This is a genomic window from Mycolicibacterium rhodesiae (genome assembly GCF_002086695.1).
GTDB lineage: Bacteria > Actinomycetota > Actinomycetes > Mycobacteriales > Mycobacteriaceae > Mycobacterium > Mycobacterium rhodesiae.
In genome coordinates this window covers 296,572-315,591 of the sequence record NZ_MVIH01000005.1, presented here as the reverse complement: position 1 = coordinate 315,591, position 19,020 = coordinate 296,572, and the positions used below count along the sequence as shown (strand labels likewise).

19 protein-coding genes are annotated in these 19,020 nt (G+C 67.5%); 8 read left to right on the top strand and 11 right to left on the bottom strand.

What is annotated here, in order from left to right; translation table 11 throughout:
* Window positions 1–25 precede the first annotated feature (25 nt).
* Genes BST42_RS13825 through BST42_RS13815 form a run of 3 tightly spaced genes read left to right on the top strand, consistent with a single transcriptional unit; the run spans window position 26 to window position 3,439 of the window.
* Complete coding sequence (locus BST42_RS13825) at window positions 26–1,171, top strand: polyprenyl synthetase family protein (RefSeq protein ID WP_237159413.1); 1,146 nt, start codon at window positions 26–28, stop codon at window positions 1,169–1,171.
* Window positions 1,172–1,208: 37 nt separating this feature from the next.
* On the top strand, window positions 1,209–2,156 hold the full coding sequence (locus BST42_RS13820; RefSeq protein ID WP_083119362.1) for a phytoene/squalene synthase family protein: 948 nt from the start codon (window positions 1,209–1,211) through the stop codon (window positions 2,154–2,156).
* A 38-nt stretch (window positions 2,157–2,194) separates the two neighbouring features.
* Window positions 2,195–3,439 carry a glycosyltransferase gene (locus tag BST42_RS13815; protein ID WP_083119360.1) on the top strand — a complete coding sequence of 415 codons (1,245 nt, stop codon included), beginning with the start codon at window positions 2,195–2,197 and terminating at the stop codon, window positions 3,437–3,439.
* Window positions 3,440–3,441: 2 nt separating this feature from the next.
* Here BST42_RS13815 and BST42_RS13810 read toward each other — a convergent pair whose 3' ends face one another.
* The 5 genes from BST42_RS13810 to BST42_RS13790 all read right to left on the bottom strand — a co-directional run bounded on the left by BST42_RS13810 (window position 3,442) and on the right by BST42_RS13790 (window position 9,576).
* Complete coding sequence (locus BST42_RS13810) at window positions 3,442–4,482, bottom strand: alpha/beta fold hydrolase (RefSeq protein ID WP_083119358.1); 1,041 nt, start codon at window positions 4,480–4,482, stop codon at window positions 3,442–3,444.
* A 21-nt stretch (window positions 4,483–4,503) separates the two neighbouring features.
* Entirely contained in the window at window positions 4,504–5,244 is a 741-nt protein-coding gene (locus BST42_RS13805) for a hypothetical protein (RefSeq protein ID WP_083119356.1), read from the bottom strand.
* A complete protein-coding gene (locus BST42_RS13800) occupies window positions 5,241–6,422 on the bottom strand; it encodes a hypothetical protein (RefSeq protein ID WP_083119354.1) in 1,182 nt (393 codons plus the stop codon). Before BST42_RS13800 ends, BST42_RS13805 begins: the two co-directional genes overlap by 4 nt.
* Window positions 6,419–8,032 (bottom strand): S53 family peptidase, encoded by a 1,614-nt coding sequence (locus BST42_RS13795; protein ID WP_435406035.1) that lies wholly within the window; start codon window positions 8,030–8,032, stop codon window positions 6,419–6,421. Before BST42_RS13795 ends, BST42_RS13800 begins: the two co-directional genes overlap by 4 nt.
* A gap of 269 nt (window positions 8,033–8,301) precedes the next feature.
* The gene (locus BST42_RS13790) at window positions 8,302–9,576 is read right to left on the bottom strand and encodes a S1C family serine protease (protein WP_083119352.1); all 1,275 of its coding nucleotides are present in this window, start codon (window positions 9,574–9,576) and stop codon (window positions 8,302–8,304) included.
* Between the two features lie 279 nt (window positions 9,577–9,855).
* Here BST42_RS13790 and BST42_RS13785 point away from each other — a divergent pair, with 279 nt between their 5' ends.
* Window positions 9,856–10,485: an FKBP-type peptidyl-prolyl cis-trans isomerase gene (locus tag BST42_RS13785; protein ID WP_083119350.1), complete on the top strand. Its 630-nt coding sequence runs from the start codon at window positions 9,856–9,858 to the stop codon at window positions 10,483–10,485.
* Window positions 10,486–10,489: 4 nt separating this feature from the next.
* On the opposite strand, the gene BST42_RS13780 is transcribed toward BST42_RS13785, so the two are convergent.
* The 6 genes from BST42_RS13780 to BST42_RS13755 form a co-directional block, all read right to left on the bottom strand.
* On the bottom strand, window positions 10,490–11,017 hold the full coding sequence (locus BST42_RS13780; protein WP_083119348.1) for a hypothetical protein: 528 nt from the start codon (window positions 11,015–11,017) through the stop codon (window positions 10,490–10,492).
* 90 nt (window positions 11,018–11,107) lie between these two features.
* Window positions 11,108–11,566, bottom strand: a complete 459-nt coding sequence (locus BST42_RS13775; protein ID WP_237159411.1) for a DUF5078 domain-containing protein — start codon at window positions 11,564–11,566, stop codon at window positions 11,108–11,110.
* 138 nt (window positions 11,567–11,704) lie between these two features.
* On the bottom strand, window positions 11,705–11,971 hold the full coding sequence (locus tag BST42_RS13770; protein ID WP_083119345.1) for a hypothetical protein: 267 nt from the start codon (window positions 11,969–11,971) through the stop codon (window positions 11,705–11,707).
* Window positions 11,972–12,072: 101 nt separating this feature from the next.
* Entirely contained in the window at window positions 12,073–12,678 is a 606-nt protein-coding gene (locus tag BST42_RS13765) for a hypothetical protein (RefSeq protein WP_083119344.1), read from the bottom strand.
* Between the two features lie 189 nt (window positions 12,679–12,867).
* The gene (locus BST42_RS13760) at window positions 12,868–13,152 is read right to left on the bottom strand and encodes a hypothetical protein (protein ID WP_083119342.1); all 285 of its coding nucleotides are present in this window, start codon (window positions 13,150–13,152) and stop codon (window positions 12,868–12,870) included.
* Between the two features lie 105 nt (window positions 13,153–13,257).
* Window positions 13,258–13,689, bottom strand: a complete 432-nt coding sequence (locus BST42_RS13755) for a pyridoxamine 5'-phosphate oxidase family protein (RefSeq protein ID WP_083119340.1) — start codon at window positions 13,687–13,689, stop codon at window positions 13,258–13,260.
* 97 nt (window positions 13,690–13,786) lie between these two features.
* On the opposite strand from BST42_RS13755, the gene BST42_RS13750 reads away from it, so the two are divergent.
* The 4 genes from BST42_RS13750 to BST42_RS13735 all read left to right on the top strand — a co-directional run bounded on the left by BST42_RS13750 (window position 13,787) and on the right by BST42_RS13735 (window position 19,011).
* Entirely contained in the window at window positions 13,787–16,129 is a 2,343-nt protein-coding gene (locus BST42_RS13750; RefSeq protein WP_083119339.1) for a Tex family protein, read from the top strand.
* 279 nt (window positions 16,130–16,408) lie between these two features.
* Entirely contained in the window at window positions 16,409–17,515 is a 1,107-nt protein-coding gene (locus tag BST42_RS13745) for a type III polyketide synthase (RefSeq protein ID WP_083119337.1), read from the top strand.
* Window positions 17,516–17,526: 11 nt separating this feature from the next.
* Window positions 17,527–18,027 carry an isoprenylcysteine carboxyl methyltransferase family protein gene (locus BST42_RS13740; protein ID WP_083119710.1) on the top strand — a complete coding sequence of 167 codons (501 nt, stop codon included), beginning with the start codon at window positions 17,527–17,529 and terminating at the stop codon, window positions 18,025–18,027.
* Window positions 18,028–18,174: 147 nt separating this feature from the next.
* Complete coding sequence (locus BST42_RS13735) at window positions 18,175–19,011, top strand: SH3-like domain-containing protein (protein ID WP_083119335.1); 837 nt, start codon at window positions 18,175–18,177, stop codon at window positions 19,009–19,011.
* Window positions 19,012–19,020: the final 9 nt, after the last annotated feature.

Here is a 19,020-nt window from a genome sequence, read left to right as displayed (position 1 = left end):
TTTGTCTCAGGAAGGGGTCAGGCCGTTGACCAGCGGTGACAGAGCCGGCACACCACTGATGACCCACGTCGCCGGGCAACCGGGTGCGCAGCAGACCAGCAGTCAGCTGTCGCCCGAGTCGACCCGGCTGCTCGACGTCGCGCGTAGCGCCGCCCGCGCCCACGTGGGCGATTTCGTGCGGACCGAGTGTGTGCCGCGGCTGGCGCACTCGGGGATCGATATCGCCGGCGAGGTACTGCAGGACTTCGTGGACGGCGGCAAATATCTGCGCTCGACGTTCATGTACCTGGGCTGGTTGTCGGGTGCCGGGCCCAGCGAGGCCGCAGTGCGGGCGTCGGCCAGCCTGGAGTTGCTCCACGCATTCGCGCTCATCCAGGATGACGTGATGGACGGTTCGGTGATGCGCCGGGCCAAGCCCTCGGTCCACGTGCGGTTGCGGCAATGGCATCGCGACCGCTCCCTCGGCGGGCCCGCCGACCGTTTCGGCGAGTCGGCGGCGACGCTGCTGGCCGACCTCTGCCTGGTGTGGGCCGAGCAGATGCTGCGGCGCAGCGGCGTCGATGCCGATTCCCTGGCCAGGGTGTGGCCGCGCTACGACGATATGCGGGTGGAGCTGGCGGTCGGGCAGTGTGCCGACCTGGTGGGTGGTTCCGGCGGCCTGCCGACGCTGGATGCCGTACTCGACATGCTGCGCCGCAAATCGGGGAACTACACCGTGCGGCGCCCACTGGAGCTCGGCGCGGAGATGGCCGGGTGTGACGCCGCAGTCCTCGACGCGCTGTCGGGATACGGTGCGGCCATCGGCGAAGCCTTTCAGCTGCGCGACGACGTGCTGGGTGTCTTCGGATCGCCCGAGGTGACCGGGAAATCGGCGGGTACCGACATGGAGTCCCGCAAAGCGACCAGTGTGCTGGTGGCAGCCCACGAACTGGCCGACCGACGAGTGCGATCGCAGCTCGACGAGCTGCGAGCCCTACCCGAACTGGATGATGACGCCGTAGAGCGCTGGCGCTCATTGGTGCATGCCAGCGGCGCGGTGCAGTGGGTCGAGGACCGGATTCTCCAGCTGCGTACGCGTGCGCTGAATCTGCTTGACGGCGTTCAGATTCCGGAGCAGCCGCGCAACGCACTGACCGGCATGGCGCATGCGTGCACAGTGCGGGTGGCCTGATGTATGCCGACCGTCCGAAGGCGCGGTGAGACCGCCCATGATCGGTTACGAACTCGACGCCGCCGGTGTCCGTCAGCCCGCACTGCGTGAGGCCTACCGGCAGTGCCGCGTGCTCAACGCCCGCCACGGCAAAACCTTCTTTCTGGCCACCCGGCTGCTGGCCCCCTACCAGCGCCCGGCCGTGCACGCGCTGTACGCCTTCGCTCGTCGTGCCGACGACATCCTCGACGACCGCGACGCCGGCCTGAGTCCGGAGCAGCGCACCTCCGAGCTCACCGCGCTGTCGAACAAACTGTTCACCGGTCTGGTCGATCACGAACCGTGTGACGACGACCCGATCCTGGCGGCAGTCGTCGACACGGCACGGCGATACCAGATCGGCTGGGAGCTGTTCGACGACTTCTTGGCCTCGATGCGGATGGACCTCACCGTCACCGACTATCCGGATCGCAGCGCTCTCGAACGCTACATGTACGGCTCAGCCGAGGTCATCGGGTTCCAGACGTTGCCGGTACTGGGCACCGTCGTCCCGCGCGAGGAGGCCGCGCCCTACGCCGCGGCACTGGGAAAAGCGTTCCAGCTGACCAACTTTCTGCGCGATGTCGACGAAGACCTTGCTCGCGGCCGGGTGTATCTGCCCGCCGACGAGCTGGCCGCGCATGGAGTCGACCGCGAGCTGCTCTCGTGGTGTCAGGCGCACCGGCGAACCGATGCACGGGTACGTTCGGCGCTGATGGAACAGCATGCGCTCACCCGCGCCGTGTACGCGCAAGCCCAGCCGGGAATCGCCATGCTGGCACCGATTTCCCGTCCCTGTGTTGACACCGCACTGACCCTGTACTCGAAAATCCTGTCGCGTATCGAAGCGCTGGACTTCGAGATCTTCACGCAGCGGGCCACCGTCGGCACTTCGCAGCGTGTCGTCGTCGCCGCTGCCGGCCTGGGACGGGCCTGGGCGGCCCGCCTGCGAGACAGGAGCCGTTGAGTGGTCTGCTTTTTCGCCGCGACCCGGCCCGAGCCGCGATGGCGGTAGTACTGGCCTACACCGCACCCGCGCTGGGCCACCTCTTCCCGTTCTGCGCGCTGTTGACCGAGCTCGCGGCGCGCGGTCACCGGGTGCACGTGCGCACCCTCGCTGCGGGAGTGGAGCTGTGCCGCCAGTTGGGCTTCGATGCCGAGGCCGTCGATCCGCGCATCGAGACGCTGCAGAGCGCGGGCCCGGCCACCGGCGGAGTGCTGCGCGCGGCAGGCAACACCGTGCGTGTGCTGGGCCAGTGCGCCCAGTACGAAGTCGACGACTTCCGCGCCGCAGTCAACGATGTCGAGCCCGACATCTGCGTGATCGACGCCAACAGCTGGGGAGCCCAGTCGGCGGCCGAGACCATGCACGGACCGTGGGCGGTGCTCAGTCCGTTCATCCCCTACCTGCGATCCCCCGGCTCCGCGCCGTTCGGCGCCGGCGTCGCACCCCGGCCCGGGGCGATCGGCTTCGTGCGCGACTGGGGTATACAGCTGGTGACCCGCGTGGTGTTCGATGTGCCGTTCAGATCCGAAATATCGCCGGTGCGAAGACGTTTGGGGCTGCCCTCAGTGCGCAGCGCAGGCCAGCTGTTGCGACGAGCCCCGGCGCTGCTGATCGCGACCGGGAAGCCGTTCGAGTACCGGCATACCGACTGGGGCCCGAACGTGGAGCTCATCGGTCCGGCCGCGTTCGACCCACCACGCACCGGAGACGAATCCTGGCTCGACGACATCAAGGCCCCCATCGTGCTGGTGACAACCTCGTCGTTGGCCCAGGCCGACAACGAACTCGTCGGCACCGCCATCGACGCACTGGAAGGGCTGCCGGTGCACGTGGTCGCGACGCTGCCCGGCGGCGGCAACGTCGATGTGCGGCAACGTCCCGGCGTGACCCTGTCACGCTTCACCGCCCACTCGGCGATCCTGGATCGCACGGTGTGCGTCATCACCCACGGCGGGATGGGCATCACCCAAAAGGCCTTGGCGCGCGGAATTCCGGTCTGTGTGGTGCCTTTCGGCCGCGATCAGTTCGAAGTGGCTCGCCGGGTAGAGATCGCGCGGTGCGGGACACGTTTGCCGGCCCGCAGGCTCACCGCAGGGCGCCTGCGCTCTGCCGTCGAAGAGGCGATGACCATGGGTGAGGGAGCCGCCGCGGTGGCAGCCGGGTTCGAAGCCACCGGCGGGGTGCGCCACGGCGCCGACCGCGTCGAGGGTCTGCTGCAGAAATGGCCGCTGCGAACGCCGTAACGTCAGACCAACCCGAGGCGGGCCGCCTGCGCGACCGCGGCCGTGCGGGATGTCGCCCCCAGCTTGCGGCGGATGTTCGCGACGTGCCGGTGCACGGTATGCGGGCTCAGTTGGAGTTGCTCGGCGATCTCGCGATCACCGAGACCGTGTGCGACACAGGCGAGAATCTCGCGTTCCCGCGCGGACAGCAGCACGGACCCACGGTCGGCTGCGGGCTCCGCCGACTGCTCGGGCATCAGCCCCTGACGGCAGGCCCGGATGACGGACTCGACGTCACCATGCCAGGGAAAGTGCGATTGCCCCTGCAGCGGAATGAATGTCGCATTCGGGATAGCGGCCGCGACCTCGCGCCCGAGCCGGTACGGCACCGCGCGGTCATCGCGCCGATGCACGACCGTCGCCGGCTGACGCACCAGCGGAAGGTGTGCGCGGACATCGAAGCGGTAGACCAGGCTCAGCAGTTCGGCGGCGGTGTCCGCAGACGCCGACTCACGTTGCAGCCGCGCGAATCGCTCATGCTCCACCGCCCCGGCGCTGCCGAGGAAGATGTCGCTGAGCATCCGCGACCCGAGACCCCAGTGCGCGCGCACCGCGGCCACGATCGCGTCGCCAACTCCCGGGGCCGTCAGCTCCTCACCGTGCGGGTAGGACCCGTACAACACCAGCCGCTCCACGCGGTCAGGGAAAGCGGCGGCGAAGGCCGTGGCCGCGCAACTGCCCGACGACCCGCCGATCAGAGACACCCGATCGAGCCCGAGCTCGTCGAGCAGCGCACGCAGCACCGCGACTTCACCGTCGAGACTGAGATCGCTCCGCTGCATCCTGCGGTCCGACATTCCGACCCCGAGCCGGTCGTAGCGAATCAGGGTGTAACCGTCCGCGACGCCCTCCCAGAACCGCCGCACGCCGGGGTTCTGCCAGTCGAGTTCGAGATGGCTGACCCACCAGGCGGGTGCCACCAGCGCCGGACCGTCGCCGCGCACCTCGTAGGCCAGACGGCGCTCGCCGACCGGCAGGAAGCGAATCTCGGATCTCTCGAGCATCGCCGTTGAGCGTACGACGCCCTATCGGGGCGGATCGCCCTTCCACAGGAAGCTGTTCACGTACTTGCCGAGATCCTGCGCCAGTTCCAGATTCGCGCCCGACGGCACACCGGGCCCGTTGCCGGGTGCGAACTTGCGGTACGGACCGATGGCAGCAGCCACCAGCGCAAGGTCATTCTTCACTGCCGCCATCACGACGATCCGCGTGCGGGACGCCCCGGCTCCGCCCTGCGGGTAGACGTCGAGCACTTCACCGAACCCGAGTTGGTAACCGACCGTCGAGTTGGGCAGGACGTAGGCCACCGTCGCGTCGGGCTGCTTGTCCTTGAGGAGATCGTCGATGACCTCCTCGGCGGAGCGGCCCTGGGCCGGGACGCCGAACAGCTCCATCACCCCACCGTCGCCCCCGGTGTACGTCGCCGAGACGCCGTCGTTCTGCTTGGTGACCTTGTAGGCGGTGCCGTCGGCCGGATAGGACACCGAGAACCCGCCGTCCGCAGACACGTAACGCGGGCTCGCCTGAACCGGCACACCCGTCGGCGGCCGCCCGCAATCGGGTGGGCACGCGTAACGCACTGACGGGCCACCGGCCACCGCCCAGGCCGCCGTCGAGGCTCCGACCAGGACCCCCAGTGTGACGACCAGTGGCACGAGCATGCGCCGCAACGGGGTAAACCGTTGGGGCCCAGCGGTGTACGCACCCGGCTCCACGGCGTAACCGGGATAGAGTTCTGATGTGTGCGGCGCAGTCGGGGCGCTCATGATTCCGCCGTCGCAATCTGCAGCTGCGGGCGGTCTTTTCGACGCTCGGCCCGGGAAGTCTGCGACGCCGCCTGTGCGGCGACACCGCAGGCTGGGCAGAACTTGGTGTCGGGTACCACGTGCTGACACCACACACAGAGAATCGGAAGCGCCGGGTAGGTGTCGACATCCTCGTCTCGCAACATCGTGACCTGAAGCGCCAGTCGCAAGGCGATGACCGCCGCAACCGCGAACACGATGTGGACGGAGAACTGCAGGTACGGCGGCAGCCGGTAGGCCTGGGCCAGGCCGACGCAGGCGTACGCCGCGGCGCCGATGATCAAACCGAGACCGCCGATCGCCACCGTGCGCAGATTGCGGCGGTTGACGTACCACAGCCACGCACCGATCAGGGCGCTCAGCGACAGGCCCGTCAGCGGCTCCCCGATTCCGCGCACGCCGGCTTGGAGCAAGAGGTCTTCGACCGGCAGATCGCCGGTCACCGCGCTGTCCCCGAACTGCGGAATCATCCTGATCACGTTTGTGGCGAGCAGGAACATCGCGCCACCCAGCAGACCGATCACCGCGCCGTGCAACGACTCTCGCACCGGAGGCCGCAGCAACCGAACGACGATCACCGGCAATTGCATTGCCAGCAAGCCGCCGAAGGGAATCACCACCGCGTCGACCAGCAGACGCGTGGTGGGGATCTGCGCACCCAGCCCGAGGCTGTACGACTCGGCCACGATAGCGCCGGTCAAGGTCGCCCACGCCACCCCGACGGCAGCACCCAGGACGGCGGTCAGCACCCACACCCAGGCGGGTAGGTCAGTCAACAGCCGAGACTCGATCAGATAGATCGCGATGAGCGTGGGCGGTGCGAAGATGGCCAGCGCCAGCATCGGCACGTACCACTGCATGACGCAGAACGCGACGAGCACGGCCAGCAGAAGCCCCAGTGCGAACCGGAATGCCACCCGCGAGCGGCTCGGCAGGTGCGGGAACATCGAACTGACGATCGACGGCTGGAGCACGTTCTCGCCCGGCGCAGCAGCAGAGTCGCTTACCCGCAGCGGGCTGGGGCGCTCATCCGAAGCCACCGACAGGTGTGCGCCGCAGCGCACGCAGAATCGGCCCGCGGGGACGTCGTGGGCGCAGGCCGGGCACGGCATCGTCGCGATGCCTGGCTGATCGGTCATCGCGGGGACCGTTGCACATCGAGGATGTCGCGCACCATGTTGTCGACGTCGGGACTGCCCAAGCCGGTGACCATGTCGTAGCCCGCCTGTGAAATCGCAACGGCGTTGGTGCCCAACGTGATGTCGTGGAATGCCGGTCGGGCCGCACCGGCCTTCAGTCGGTAGAGCATCGGATTGAGCTCGCCGACCGGCCGGCCGCCGTTGGCGACCAGGAACTGGTTCATCACTGCGGCGATACCGGCCCAGATCGGTGCGGATTGCGACGTACCACCCCCGACGACCAGCTGCTGTTGCTGAACGATGACCGCACCGGTCGAGTTGTCGGCCACCGCGGAGACATCGGGCGTCAACCGCCGAACGGTGTTGGTCGTCGTGGTCACACCGGCCTGCCACGGCGGCCGGTCGAAGAGGTTGGACACCCCTCCGCCGCTCCCCTGCGTCAACGGACCGTCGCTCCAGGCTTGTTCGCCCAGCCACCGGTAGTTCTCGTCGGTGGACAGCGTGGTCCCGCCGACACTCGTCACCTCGGGTAGCGACGCGACGGCGTCGAGGCCCACGTCGGCGGGTCCGGGCGGTGCCGACCAGTCGTGGCCCCGTTTGCATTCCAGACCGGCCAGATCGCCGCTCGCGTCGAACACCGTGGTGCCGTGGGCAAGTGCGGTGGAGATCGCACCCCGGATCGGGGCCAGGTCGGCTGCGGTGATCAGCCTGTCGCAGCCCCAACCGATGGACAGACTCCACACCGCCCCGGGGAACTGCCGGTCCACCGACTGCATCAGTTCGGCGATCTTGACGTAAGTGCTGCCCCCGGCAACCGTCGTCCTGGCGTTCACCAGCACCTTGCGTGCGTCGGGCGCGATCGCGTGAGCGACTTGCAAATCCATCGTGGATTCGCCAGTGCGTTGCTCGGGCACGCCACCGACGACCTCGGGTACGAGCCGCGGCAAGCCATAGGTGGCGGTGAACATGTCCAAGTCGGCCTGATCGAATCCGTCGAACCCGAAGACCGCGATGGTGCCACCCTTGCCGGTGTAACCGGCCTCGGTCAGCGGGCGCACGTTGTACGTGGTCCGCAATGAGTCAGGCGGCAGGCTGTGGTCGGGTACGTCCAGCGGACGGAAGGACGGGCTGTTGGAGTGGTAGGGCGTATAGCTGAGGATCCGCCCGAGACCAGTGACCTTGTCACGCAACGACGCCGGGACTCCCGGCTGCTGAGGCGAGGCGTAGAACACCTGGCCGGCCTTTTCGCGGAAGTCGTGGACGGAGACCTGGAACGCCGCGGCGACGCGCGCCGGCGGGCCGGCGATCACCGCCCAGCGCTGACCGGGCTGCCAGCGAACCGACAATCCGTTGGCCGTCGCCCATGCGTCGAGCCGGTCCGGGCGTTGCGCGTCGGGCAGCTCCGCGGTCAGCTCGACGCTGCGCGCCTGCGAGTCGCCCAGATTCGTCGCCGCGGCGAGCAGCAACGCGAATGGGCCCGAAATCAGCTGCGGGAGCCGTGCGTCCGAACGCGGTCGGAACGCGATCGCCGCGACGACCACTGCAACGCCGACGATCAAGACGAGTGGCACCCGCAGTGCGCGCACAGCGACGTGTGCTCCCCTCGACACCCCGCCAAGTTAGCGCATGGGGCAAACAAATGGGGAACTATCCCCTCAGGCAGCCGAACTCGTACAGCGCGGCGCGGATCGTCGAGTCCCGGTGAGCGAGGGTGGCTGAGGCGTTCGTCGTGCCGCAGACCCTCTCCCGTGTCCGGGCTGATCCTCTGACCGCACAGCCGTCGGCGCATGTCACGCGGTGCGGTTCATCATCGGTCTTCCCCAACGCCGAGATGGACGGTAGCCAATAGCTACCGTCCATCTCGAGATGGGTTGTGCGGCTAGGACTGAATTTGTCCGAGGGTGACCTGCACGGTGCGTGATGCACCCGACGGGTCGTTGTAGGTCAGCGTGACGTTGTCGCCGGGCGCCTTGGACCGGATGGCCGCGACGAGCGACTCCGGGCCGTCGATCACCGTGTTGTCGACCTTGGTGATCACCGCACCCTTCGACATACCTGCCGCTGCGGCCGGGCTGCCGTCCGCAACACCGGCGACCACCGCACCACGCGCGCTGTCATCGGAGCTGAGCTGGACACCCAACGAGGCATGCTGCACGGTCCCGGTCGAAATCAATTCGTCGGCAATGCGTTTCGCTTGGTCAACCGGAATCGCGAAGCCCAGGCCGATCGATCCGCTCTGGGCCGCCTGCGAATCCTGGCCGGCGCCAAGGGATGCGATCGCGGAGTTGACCCCGATCAGATCGCCCTTCATGTCCACCAGTGCGCCACCGGAGTTGCCGGGGTTGATCGCCGCATCGGTCTGGATCGCGCTCATGACCGAATGCTGGCCGGACTGCTCGTCACCCGTTGCGACCGGCCGGTCCAGCGCGCTGATGATGCCGGTCGTCACGGTGCCCTGCAGACCCAGCGGCGAGCCGACCGCGACGACGTTCTGGCCGACCTTCAGATCCTTGGACGAGCCGATCGTGATCGGGGTGAGGCCAGACACGTTCTGAGCGCGGACCACCGCGATGTCGTCGGCAGGATCGGCGCCCACGACGGTGAACGGCACGGTCCGACCGTCAGAGAACGTCACGGTTGCTTCCATGCCTGCGCCGCCCTGGCCGAGCGACCGGCCGCCCCCGCCACCGGGGAACTGGCCGTCCGACGAATCGTCGGCAGGCATCGGACCGCTTCCCGCGGCCTGTGCTGCGGCGGCGACGACGTGATTGTTTGTCAAGATCAACCCGTCGGAGCTCAGGACGATCCCGGATCCTTCCTCACGCCCCTGACCAGTGGTGATCTGCAGCTTCACGACACTGGGCAGTACCTTGTCCGAGACCTGCTCGACCGAACCGACGGGTGCCGAGCTGGCCGGCTGGCCGGCCACGGCGGGGTTCTTCGGCGTCCCGGGCACAAGTTGCCCTTGTGCGGTAGCCGTCGGGTGCCCGGAGTGGTCCACCACGGCGACTGCCCCAGCGGCGCCGGCGATCATCGCGACCACGGCCGTACCACCGATCAAAACGGCCACCCGCGACTTCATCCGTTGCCGGTGATTTTGCTGTGACGCAGATCTCCCATCCCGGGTCCGAGCCCCGTAAGGGGGCGGATACATCTGCGTGCCGTCGGTGACGCCGTAACCGTATTGATATCCGCCAGGGTGGCCCTGTCCTGAATTAGAATGTTCCACAGAATCTTTCGGCTGCCACGGGTAGTGGCCCTCCTGCGGCGAGTGTCCTGACCTGTAGTCCATTGCGTTCAGTTTCGCTTTCTCGTGACAAGAACCGTCTGCGCCCTCGAGGCGCCTGAAAGCAGTTTGCCTACGCCATCTGAGGCTTTGCTGAGAATGAGTTCGGTGTGAGCCAAGACTTTTGCCGGATCAATCCGCTGTAGCGTGACGAGCGTGAACTTCTCCCGCCTGCCCTCTGTTGTTGCGTTCGGTGCCTGCACCGCCGCGTTTGCCGTGACTCTTGCGGCCTGCGGCTCGGACACCACCCCGTCGGCAAGCAAGTCCTCGACCGTCCCGGCGGTCTCCGCCACGGTCACGCAGGCAGCCGGTCCGGATGCCACCTGCCCGACCGCTGCGCCTGCCAGCCCGGGAACCCCGGAGTGGACGTTGCCCGGCGTGACCGGCAGTGTCGCTGTCACCGGATCGACGGACACCGCGGCACCGGTCGTAGCGGTGACCGCCCCCTTCAGCGTGAACGCGACCGAGGTGCACACGCTGCAAGCAGGTACCGGACCCGTCGTCGCACCGACGGCCACCGTCTCGGTCTGCTACGAGGGTGTCAACGGCCGCGACGGCAGCGTCTTCGACAGCAGCTACCAACGGGGCGAGCCGGCCGAATTCTCGCTCGATGGCGTGGTTCCCGGCTTCCAGAAGGCGATCGCGGGCCAGAAGGTCGGGTCGACCGTCGCCGTCGCCATGGTGTCCGCCGACGGTTACCCGCAGGGCCAGCCGCGGGCCGGCATCCTGCCGGGCGACACGCTGGTCTTCGCCATCAAGATCCTCAGCGCTTCCTAGCCGACTACGGCGTACAGGTGCCCTGTAGGCCGTTCACCAGCGCGTAGATGTCGTCCTTCTTCTGGTCCGCATAGTCGATGGCGGTCCAGGTGGATGGCTGTGGCCAGGCGTTGGACACCGTCGGCCCGTAACTCCCGTAGCCAAGGCCGTAGCCGTAACCCGGGGACACGACGAACAGCGCGCCCACGGCGTCTCGCATGTCGTCGCTGGCCCGCCGAAGGTCGACCAGGGCCGGAGCCAGGCCCGGGACGATGCCCGCCCCGTTGATGTCCTCCATGTAGTGGACGCCGTGGCTGATCATGGCGAGCTTCACGTTGGTGTCGCGCTGCTGCGCGGCTCCGCTGGCATAGGGCGAGCTGATCACGATCCGAACCCCGCCGATGCCGGCATTGATGTCGTTGTCGAGACTCTCGCGGATCTGGTCGAGTACCCCGCAGGGCACTCGCGCGGGATCGGCGGCGACCGGAGTCGCCGAGATCATCGACGTGCAGGTCACGAGGGCGGCGATCGCGATCGCTTGGGTTTGCTTCATAGTCCACCTACATACTGGGGCATCACCGTTGATGCCTGTACATAGCTGGAATTGACGACGGTGTTACCGCCGCTCGGGAATTAGCCGAGGCTACCTGGCGACCGGCCAGTCCCAGACCGACATGTCGCCGCGCGGGTAGTTCATGCAGACGTCGGTGGCCTTGGCCACGACGCCCTTGTTGTTGAAGAACAGCTTGGCCCAGTTGCCCCAGCGGGTCGCGACGAACTCGTAGTAGACGTTGGTCGCGGTGTCCTCGGAGTATTGCCGGCGCGCGACCGGGTCGAGGGAGAAGAACCAGTGGATGCGATCGAACGCGATCTGCTGCACATCGGCGGGCCGGTTGCTGCGGTCGATCATGTATCGCTCGAAGTACACCGGACTGGTGTCGCGCGCTGCAGCCATGTACTGCTCGACATCGCACTGGGTGATGATGATGCGGTGCGGGATCGGGAAGTCGTCGCTGGCATCGGCGGCGGCGGGGCCGGCGGTGATGACACCGGCTGCGGCCATCGCACTCAACGCAAGGCTTGCCAACTTCGCGCGACTCATCAAACCAGCCATCGTTCTCCTGCCCCAATCCCTAAAACCTTAAGCGGACTAACTATATAGCGGTCCACAACGCAGTATCCACCCCAGCCCGCGATTGGACGGCGAATGTGACGAGTGAGACTCGCTGCCGGGAAACGCTCAGCCGCCGTTGGTGACCGGGTTGGACGACAACGTGATGAATTGGTCGTTGATCCACACACCCCAGCGGCCGCCCCACATGTGCGTCCAGACCACGGGATGCCCGGCCCAGACTTCAGCCGGTTTGCGCGGTGCCCAGTCCGGAGCCGGCTCGCCGACGTTCTGGTCCGGCGGTGGCGGGTCCGCGATCGCGATCGCCGGTGCGGCGCCCATCGTCAGCCCGATCGCGAGTGCCGCAATGCTCAGCGCGGTTTTGATCACAGCCATATGCAGACTCCAACGTTCAGGCGATGTGCGAATACTTAGCAAATATAACCAGCAGACGGTCCGGGTAATCCCCTACCCCGGAACTTCGCGGACCCGCGGCGCTACGGCGTCGGCGCGGGCGTCGCGGTGATCGGGGCCGGCTGGCCGGGGGTGTTGAACTCGTATCCCGGCGGCGGCGGACCGTTCAGCGAGTAATAGCCCGGCGGGAGCGCCGGCGTCCCGGGCGGCGGTGGCTTTCCGGGGCCGTACTCGCTCGGGGGCGCCTCCGAACCGGGCGCGGTATACGACTTGTATCCCGGCGGCAGCGGCGGCGGCGCTCCGGCACCCGGCGGCGGCGCGACCGAGCCGCTGGCCGATGCGGACTCGTCGGGCCCGTAGTACGGGTCGCGGACGTTGTGCCACATGTCCTTGAGCGACCCGAGGATGCCGGGGGTGTTCTGCGAACCGTAGCTCGGGTTGGCAATCTCCGGCACCGAGGGCGGCGCCCCGGGCGGCGGGGGTGCGGGCGCGGGCGGAGCCGCCGGATCGACCGGCATCGCCACGGGTTGGCCCGGCGGGACGGCGGCCGGATCCGACGGGACCGGAATCGGCGTCGGTGTCATCGGGTCGGCGGCGGCCGTCGCGGCTCCGGCCAGCGCAGCGCCGACGGTGAAGCTCGCGATGGCGACTGCGTGGACAAGTGTCGCGGTGCGGTGCCGTTCAGTCATGAATCCGGCGGTCCTCTCGATCTCCCTGCGAAGGGTTGCCCCTTGGCGTAGAGGCATCGTCGCACACATCGGCCGTCGGCGTGCCTGCGGCAAAACCGGTGTGCTGTCCGTCCTATCGCACGCCCGACGCATCGTGTTTCAGCACGCGCTGGTGCCCGCGACGCGCGCGGGCACCAGGGGAACGCCGGATCAGACCTGGTTGGTCTCGGTGGAGCCGGTGGCCGATCCCTTGAGGTAACGGGTTGCAAAACCGATCGACGCCATCGCCGCGACCACACCGATGACGCCCCACAGGACGATCGGGAACACCAGCGAGCCGAAGATGACGTTGTAGGTCACCGCCAGGTAGATCGACCAGAGCACCCGGTAGATCGACCAGAAGGCCAGCAGGCCGGTGCTGATGGCGATGTAGAGACTGTGCTGGCGCTCGACGCGGTCGATGTGCTGCGCGATGGGAGTCGGCACGATCTTCATGGGGTTCTTCCTCTCGTTGTCCGCCGCCTCGGTGGCGTCGATGAGAGAAGTGAAGAACTACCGGACGGCTACCGATCCCAACTGGAGACCCGGATCGGCCGACGGCTACAGCTCGTCGGAGAAGTCAGCGGTCAGCCACCGGTCCGGCCGGATCGTGAACAACACGTTGGCGTGGCCCGCCATGGATTCGAGGAACTGACGCGCGCCTTCCTCACCGAGGTAGCGCACCGCCGTCTTCTCCAACACCTCCGGCGGCGTCGGGTCGGTGGTGTCGACCAACGTGCCCTCGACCACGACGTAGCGATACGGCGGCTCCTCGTCCTGAACCACCAGCGTCGCCGCGCCGGCCTCGGTGATCAGCCGCGCCTTGCGCGTCGACGGGCCGGTGGAGATCTGGATGTCCCCGCCGGGGGTGTACTGGTACCAGATCGGAATGCTGGCCGGCGGCCGGCCGTCGGTGGTGGCGACGGACAGTACCGCCACATGTTTCGCGGCGAGGAAATCCTGCCGCTCGGACTCGGTCAGTTGTCTGGGCATATAGCGGCCAACTCCCCGATCTGCGGGGCTATTCCTGCGCGTGCGACACCCCTCGACGGGTCCTGGGATTGTCGGCGAGGTTCGGTAGGGTCTGCGCGTGACTTCGAGCCCAACCCTCAAATCTGTAAATGCCCGTCTTGCTGAAGAACTCGCCGTCGCAGAGGCCCGGGTGGCCGCTGCGGTCCGGCTGCTCGACGAGGGTGCGACCGTTCCGTTCATCGCGCGCTACCGCAAGGAAGTCACCGGCAGCCTCGACGACGGTCAACTGCGCGACCTCGAGGAGCGGCTGCGCTATCTGCGCGAGCTCGACGAACGGCGGGACGCGGTGCTCGCGTCGATCGCCGAGCAGGGCAAGCTGACCGACGAGTTGAAGTCCGCCCTGCTGAGCGCCGACACGAAGTCTCGGATCGAGGACATCTACCTGCCGTACAAGCCGAAACGGCGCACCAAAGCCCAGATCGCCCGGGAAGCCGGCCTGGAGCCGCTCGCCGATCGGCTGCTCGCCGACCCGGCCATCGCCCCGGAGGCCGCGGCCGCTGAATTCGTCACCGCCGATGTCGCCGACGCCGCGGCGGCGCTCGACGGTGCGCGGCACATCCTCGTCGAACGGGCGGCCGAGGATGCCGAACTGGTGGGTGCGATCCGGACCAGGTTCTGGGACGAGGGCGCGGTGCGGACCACACCGTTTTCCGACGAGGCCGAGAAAAGCCCAGCGGCACAGAAGTTTCGGGACTATTTCGAATTCACCGAGCGGCTGGAGGATATGCCGTCGCACCGGGTGCTGGCGGTGCTGCGCGGCGAGAAGGAACAGGCCCTCGCCGTGCGCTTCGACGGCGGCAGCGACGACGCCTATGAGGTGATGGTCGCCAACGCCCTCGGCGTCGACCTGACCGCCCGAGCGGCCGCCACCCCATGGCTGGCCACCACGGTCCGGCTGGCCTGGCGCACCCGACTGATGATCTCCGGCGCGGTCGATGCCCGGATGCGGCTGCGTCAGCGCGCCGAAGAGGACGCCGTCGCCGTGTTCGCCAAGAACCTCAAGGACCTGCTGCTGGCGGCGCCGGCGGGTACCCGCACCGCCCTCGGACTCGATCCGGGGTTCCGCACCGGAGTCAAGGTCGCCGTCGTCGACGACACCGGCAAGGTCCTCGAAACCTGTGCGATCTACCCACATCAGCCTCAGCGCCAATGGGATTCGGCCAAGGCGACCCTCGCCGCACTGGTTGCGCGCCACGGCGTCGAGCTGATTGCGATCGGCAATGGCACCGCGTCGCGGGAGACCGACGCACTGGCCACCGAACTCATCGCCGACATCCGCTCGGCGGGGGCCACCGCACCGGCGAAGGCCATGGTCAGCGAGGCCGGCGCGTCGGTGTATTCGGCATCGGCCTACGCGGCCCGTGAGCTACCGAGTCTGGACGTGACGGTCCGCGGTGCGGTGTCGATCGCCCGCCGCCTGCAGGATCCGCTGGCCGAACTGGTGAAGATCGACCCGAAGTCGATCGGCGTCGGCCAATACCAGCACGACGTCACCCCCGGCACCCTCGCTCGCAGCCTCGACGCAGTGGTGGAGGATGCGGTGAACGCCGTCGGGGTCGACCTGAACACGGCGTCGGTCCCGCTGCTGTCACGGGTATCGGGGGTCTCCGAGTCGCTGGCCGAAGCGATCGTGGCCTATCGCGAGAAGACCGGACCGTTCCGCAGCCGCACCGCCTTGCTCGACGTTCCGCGACTGGGCCCCAAGGCTTTTGAACAATGTGCCGGCTTCCTGCGGATTCGGGGTGGCGACGACGCGCTCGACGCCTCAGGTGTCCACCCGGAGGCCTATCCCGTGGTGCGGCGCATCCTGGACCGGTCCGGCATCACGATGGCCGAACTGATCGGCAACGAACGGGCATTGCGCACATTGCGGCCTGCCGACTTCGCCGACGACCGCTTCGGCGTGCCCACGGTGACCGACATCCTCGCCGAGCTGGAAAAGCCGGGCCGCGATCCGCGGCCTGCCTTCTCCACCGCGACCTTCGCCGCGGGCGTGGAGAAGGTGGCCGATCTCAAGGTCGGAATGGTGCTCGAAGGTGTCGTGACCAACGTCGCGGCGTTCGGCGCCTTCGTCGACGTCGGCGTCCACCAGGACGGTTTGGTGCACGTCTCGGCGATGTCGGACCGATTCGTGTCCGATCCGCATGAAGTGGTGCGCTCAGGTCAGGTGGTGCGGGTGAAAGTCGTCGACGTCGACGTCGAGCGCCAGCGCATCGGACTCACCCTGCGGCTGGGCGACGCCCCCAAGCGCGTTCAGCCCAAGCGGACAGAGCAAGGCACCCGACCTGGCCCCGGCCGGGAGCGCCGTCAGCCTGCCCGCGCCGAGCATGGACGGCGCGACGACAAGCGCTCCACCGGTTCGATGGCGCAGGCGCTGCGCGACGCAGGATTCGGCCGGTAAGCCGGAGCCGGTCGGACGGTGCACGAAATTCCGCCGATAAACGTTCACCGTTCCCCGGATTCCCAGTGCACCCGCAGGCGGTATTCAATTCACTACCAGATTCGGACACGTTCCTGGGATTTCTCAGGCTGCATTTATGTATTACACGACGTGGTGTAAGAAAACTCTCCTGAACTGCGCTTATACCCCCACATTAATGACAATTCGACGCGCTGTGCGATATTTCACCGTAAGGGTATGACACGGAATTCGTAGCCATATTCACGCGCTATTGCGGCCATGACAGATACCGCTTTTTCCGAATCCCTCAACCCGATCGCGGTCCGCAGGCACGGCGATCCGCGCGTGACCGGCACCGCGGTGGCGTTCACCGAACATCGGTACAACCAGGACGAGGTGTCCGCTGCGCTCACCTCGTTCGCCGAGCCCGGCTTCGCACGCTTCGCGGCCAGCAGCGGGGTCGAATACCGCAGTCTGGCACTGCCGTTGGAGCGCTACCCGCGGCTGACCGGTTTCACCGAGGCCAACGCGGCGTACCTCGAGGTGGCCGCCGAGCTCGGCGAGCACGCGGTGCGGCGAGCACTCGACGCCGCGCACGTCCGTCCCGACGAGGTCGACGCGATCGTGACCGTGTCGAGCACGGGGGTGGCGGTGCCGACGATCGATGCCCGGATCGCGTCCGCGGTCGGGTTGCGTCCCGACGTCAAGCGCATCCCACTGTTCGGCCTCGGGTGCGTCGCAGGCGCGGCCGGGCTGGCCCGGGTGCACGATTACCTACGCGGGTTCCCCGATCAGGTCGCTGTTTTGCTGTCGGTGGAACTGTGTTCCCTGACGCTGCAACGCGACGACACGTCGATCCCCGCACTGATCGGCGTGTGCCTCTTCGGTGACGGCGCGGCGGCCGTCGTCGCCGCCGGCGCCGATCGGGTGCCGGCCGGGCTACCCCTTCATCCGGGACCGCGGATCCTGGCGACCCGCAGCCGGCTGTTCGCCGACACCGTCGACGTCATGGGCTGGAACGTCAGCTCCAGCGGATTTCAGCTGGTGATGTCGCGTGACGTCCCCAAGATGGCCGACGACCATCTGCGCGGCGAGGTCGACAGGTTCCTCGCCGACCACGGTCTGACCACCGCCGACATATCGACCTGGGTGTGCCATCCCGGCGGCCCCAAGGTGCTCGACGCGATGCACAACGCCATCGGCATGCCGCCGGAAGCGCTGCGGCACAGCTGGCAGTCGATGCGGGACAACGGGAACATCTCCTCGGCATCGGTGCTCGATGTCCTCGACCGCACCCTCGCCGCCGGGCCCGCGGTGGGCTCGTTGGGGCTGATGCTGGCGATGGGGCCCGGCTTCAGCTTCGAGCTGCTGCTGCTGGGCTGGTGAGGGAGATGAGTATCTACTACCTCTTCATCCTCCTGATCGGCGTCGAGCGGCTCATCGAGTTGGTGGTGTCACGTCGCAATGCCCGATGGTCTTTCGCCCAGGGCGGCACAGAATTCGGCCGTGGACACTATCCGGCGATGGTGACGATGCACACCCTGCTACTCGCGTCATGCGTGGCCGAGGTGGCCACCGCGCACCGGCCGTTTCTCCCCTGGCTCGGCTGGCCGATGCTGGCCGTCGTCGTGGCAAGCACGGTGGTGCGCTGGTGGTGTGTGGGTGTGTTGGGCAAGCACTGGAACCCCCGGCTGATCGTGATCAAGGGTGCTCCCCTGGTCCGCAACGGACCGTACCGATGGCTGCATCACCCGAACTACACGGCGGTCGCAGCCGAAGTGGCCGCGCTGCCGCTGGTGCATTCGGCCTGGGTGACCGCGATCGTGTTCAGCATCGCCAATGCCGCGGTGCTGACCGTGCGGATCCGCGCCGAGAACGCCGCGCTCGGGTACGCCTGAGACAGCGGCGGAAATTGTCTCGACTGTCAGAACCGCTGAATCGCAACGTCTTTCGCCGGTGACGCGATTTCGGCTGCCCACGGGCCTTGCCGGTGTTACGTTGGTTCCCTAGTTGACGTTGTGCACAGCCACATCGAGGGGTCTGTCATGAGCACTGCCGCCGAACGCGCCGACCAGCTTGCGTTGGTGGCCCGGCTCAAGTCCGCTTATCCGGAACTGCCGGATGCTCCCACCCCGGATCTGCTCGACCACGCCAGGTTCGTCGCCTACATGAAGCCGGTGCACGATGTCGGCGGCGAGCCGGACGCGCCGATGAAGTACGAGAACAAGGACTACGAGTACTGGGAGCACATGACCTACGTCATCTGCGAGGTGCTTGCGTGGCGCGGAATCTGGCTCTCCGAGGAACGACGCCGGATCGGCAACGTGGACGTCCAGCGCGCCGTCTATCTCGGCTTCCCCTACTACGGCCGCTGGCTGCTCTCGGTGGCCAGGGTCCTGATCGAAAAGCACCACATCGGTCTCACCGAGCTGACCGAGCGGATGGCGGAGGTCAAGGAGCGCTACGCAGGCGGACTGGAGGGCAAGACCCTGGCGGCCAAGCCCAAGTTCGAAGGCGACGGATCACAGGTCAAGCGCAACAGTCACATCGTGCACGCCCAGGGCAAGGGCGACCCGCAGGTCTACGCGGGCAAGGCCGGTGAGCCGAGGTTCAAGGTCGGCGACCCCGTCGTCGTGCGTGAACTGCCGGTGCTGTTCTACACCCGCACGCCCGAGTACGTCCGCGGCGCCACGGGCGTCATCGACGCGGTGGCCTATGAAAGCCCGGCCGCCGAGGACGAGACCTGGGACATCCCCGACGCCAAGCCCGAATGGTTCTACGTCGTCAAATTCAGCATGTCCGAGCTGTGGGACGACTTCAACGGCCCGGACACCGACAGCTTGCGCACCGAAATCCCCGAGCACTGGCTTGCGCCCTTATAGGAACGGACG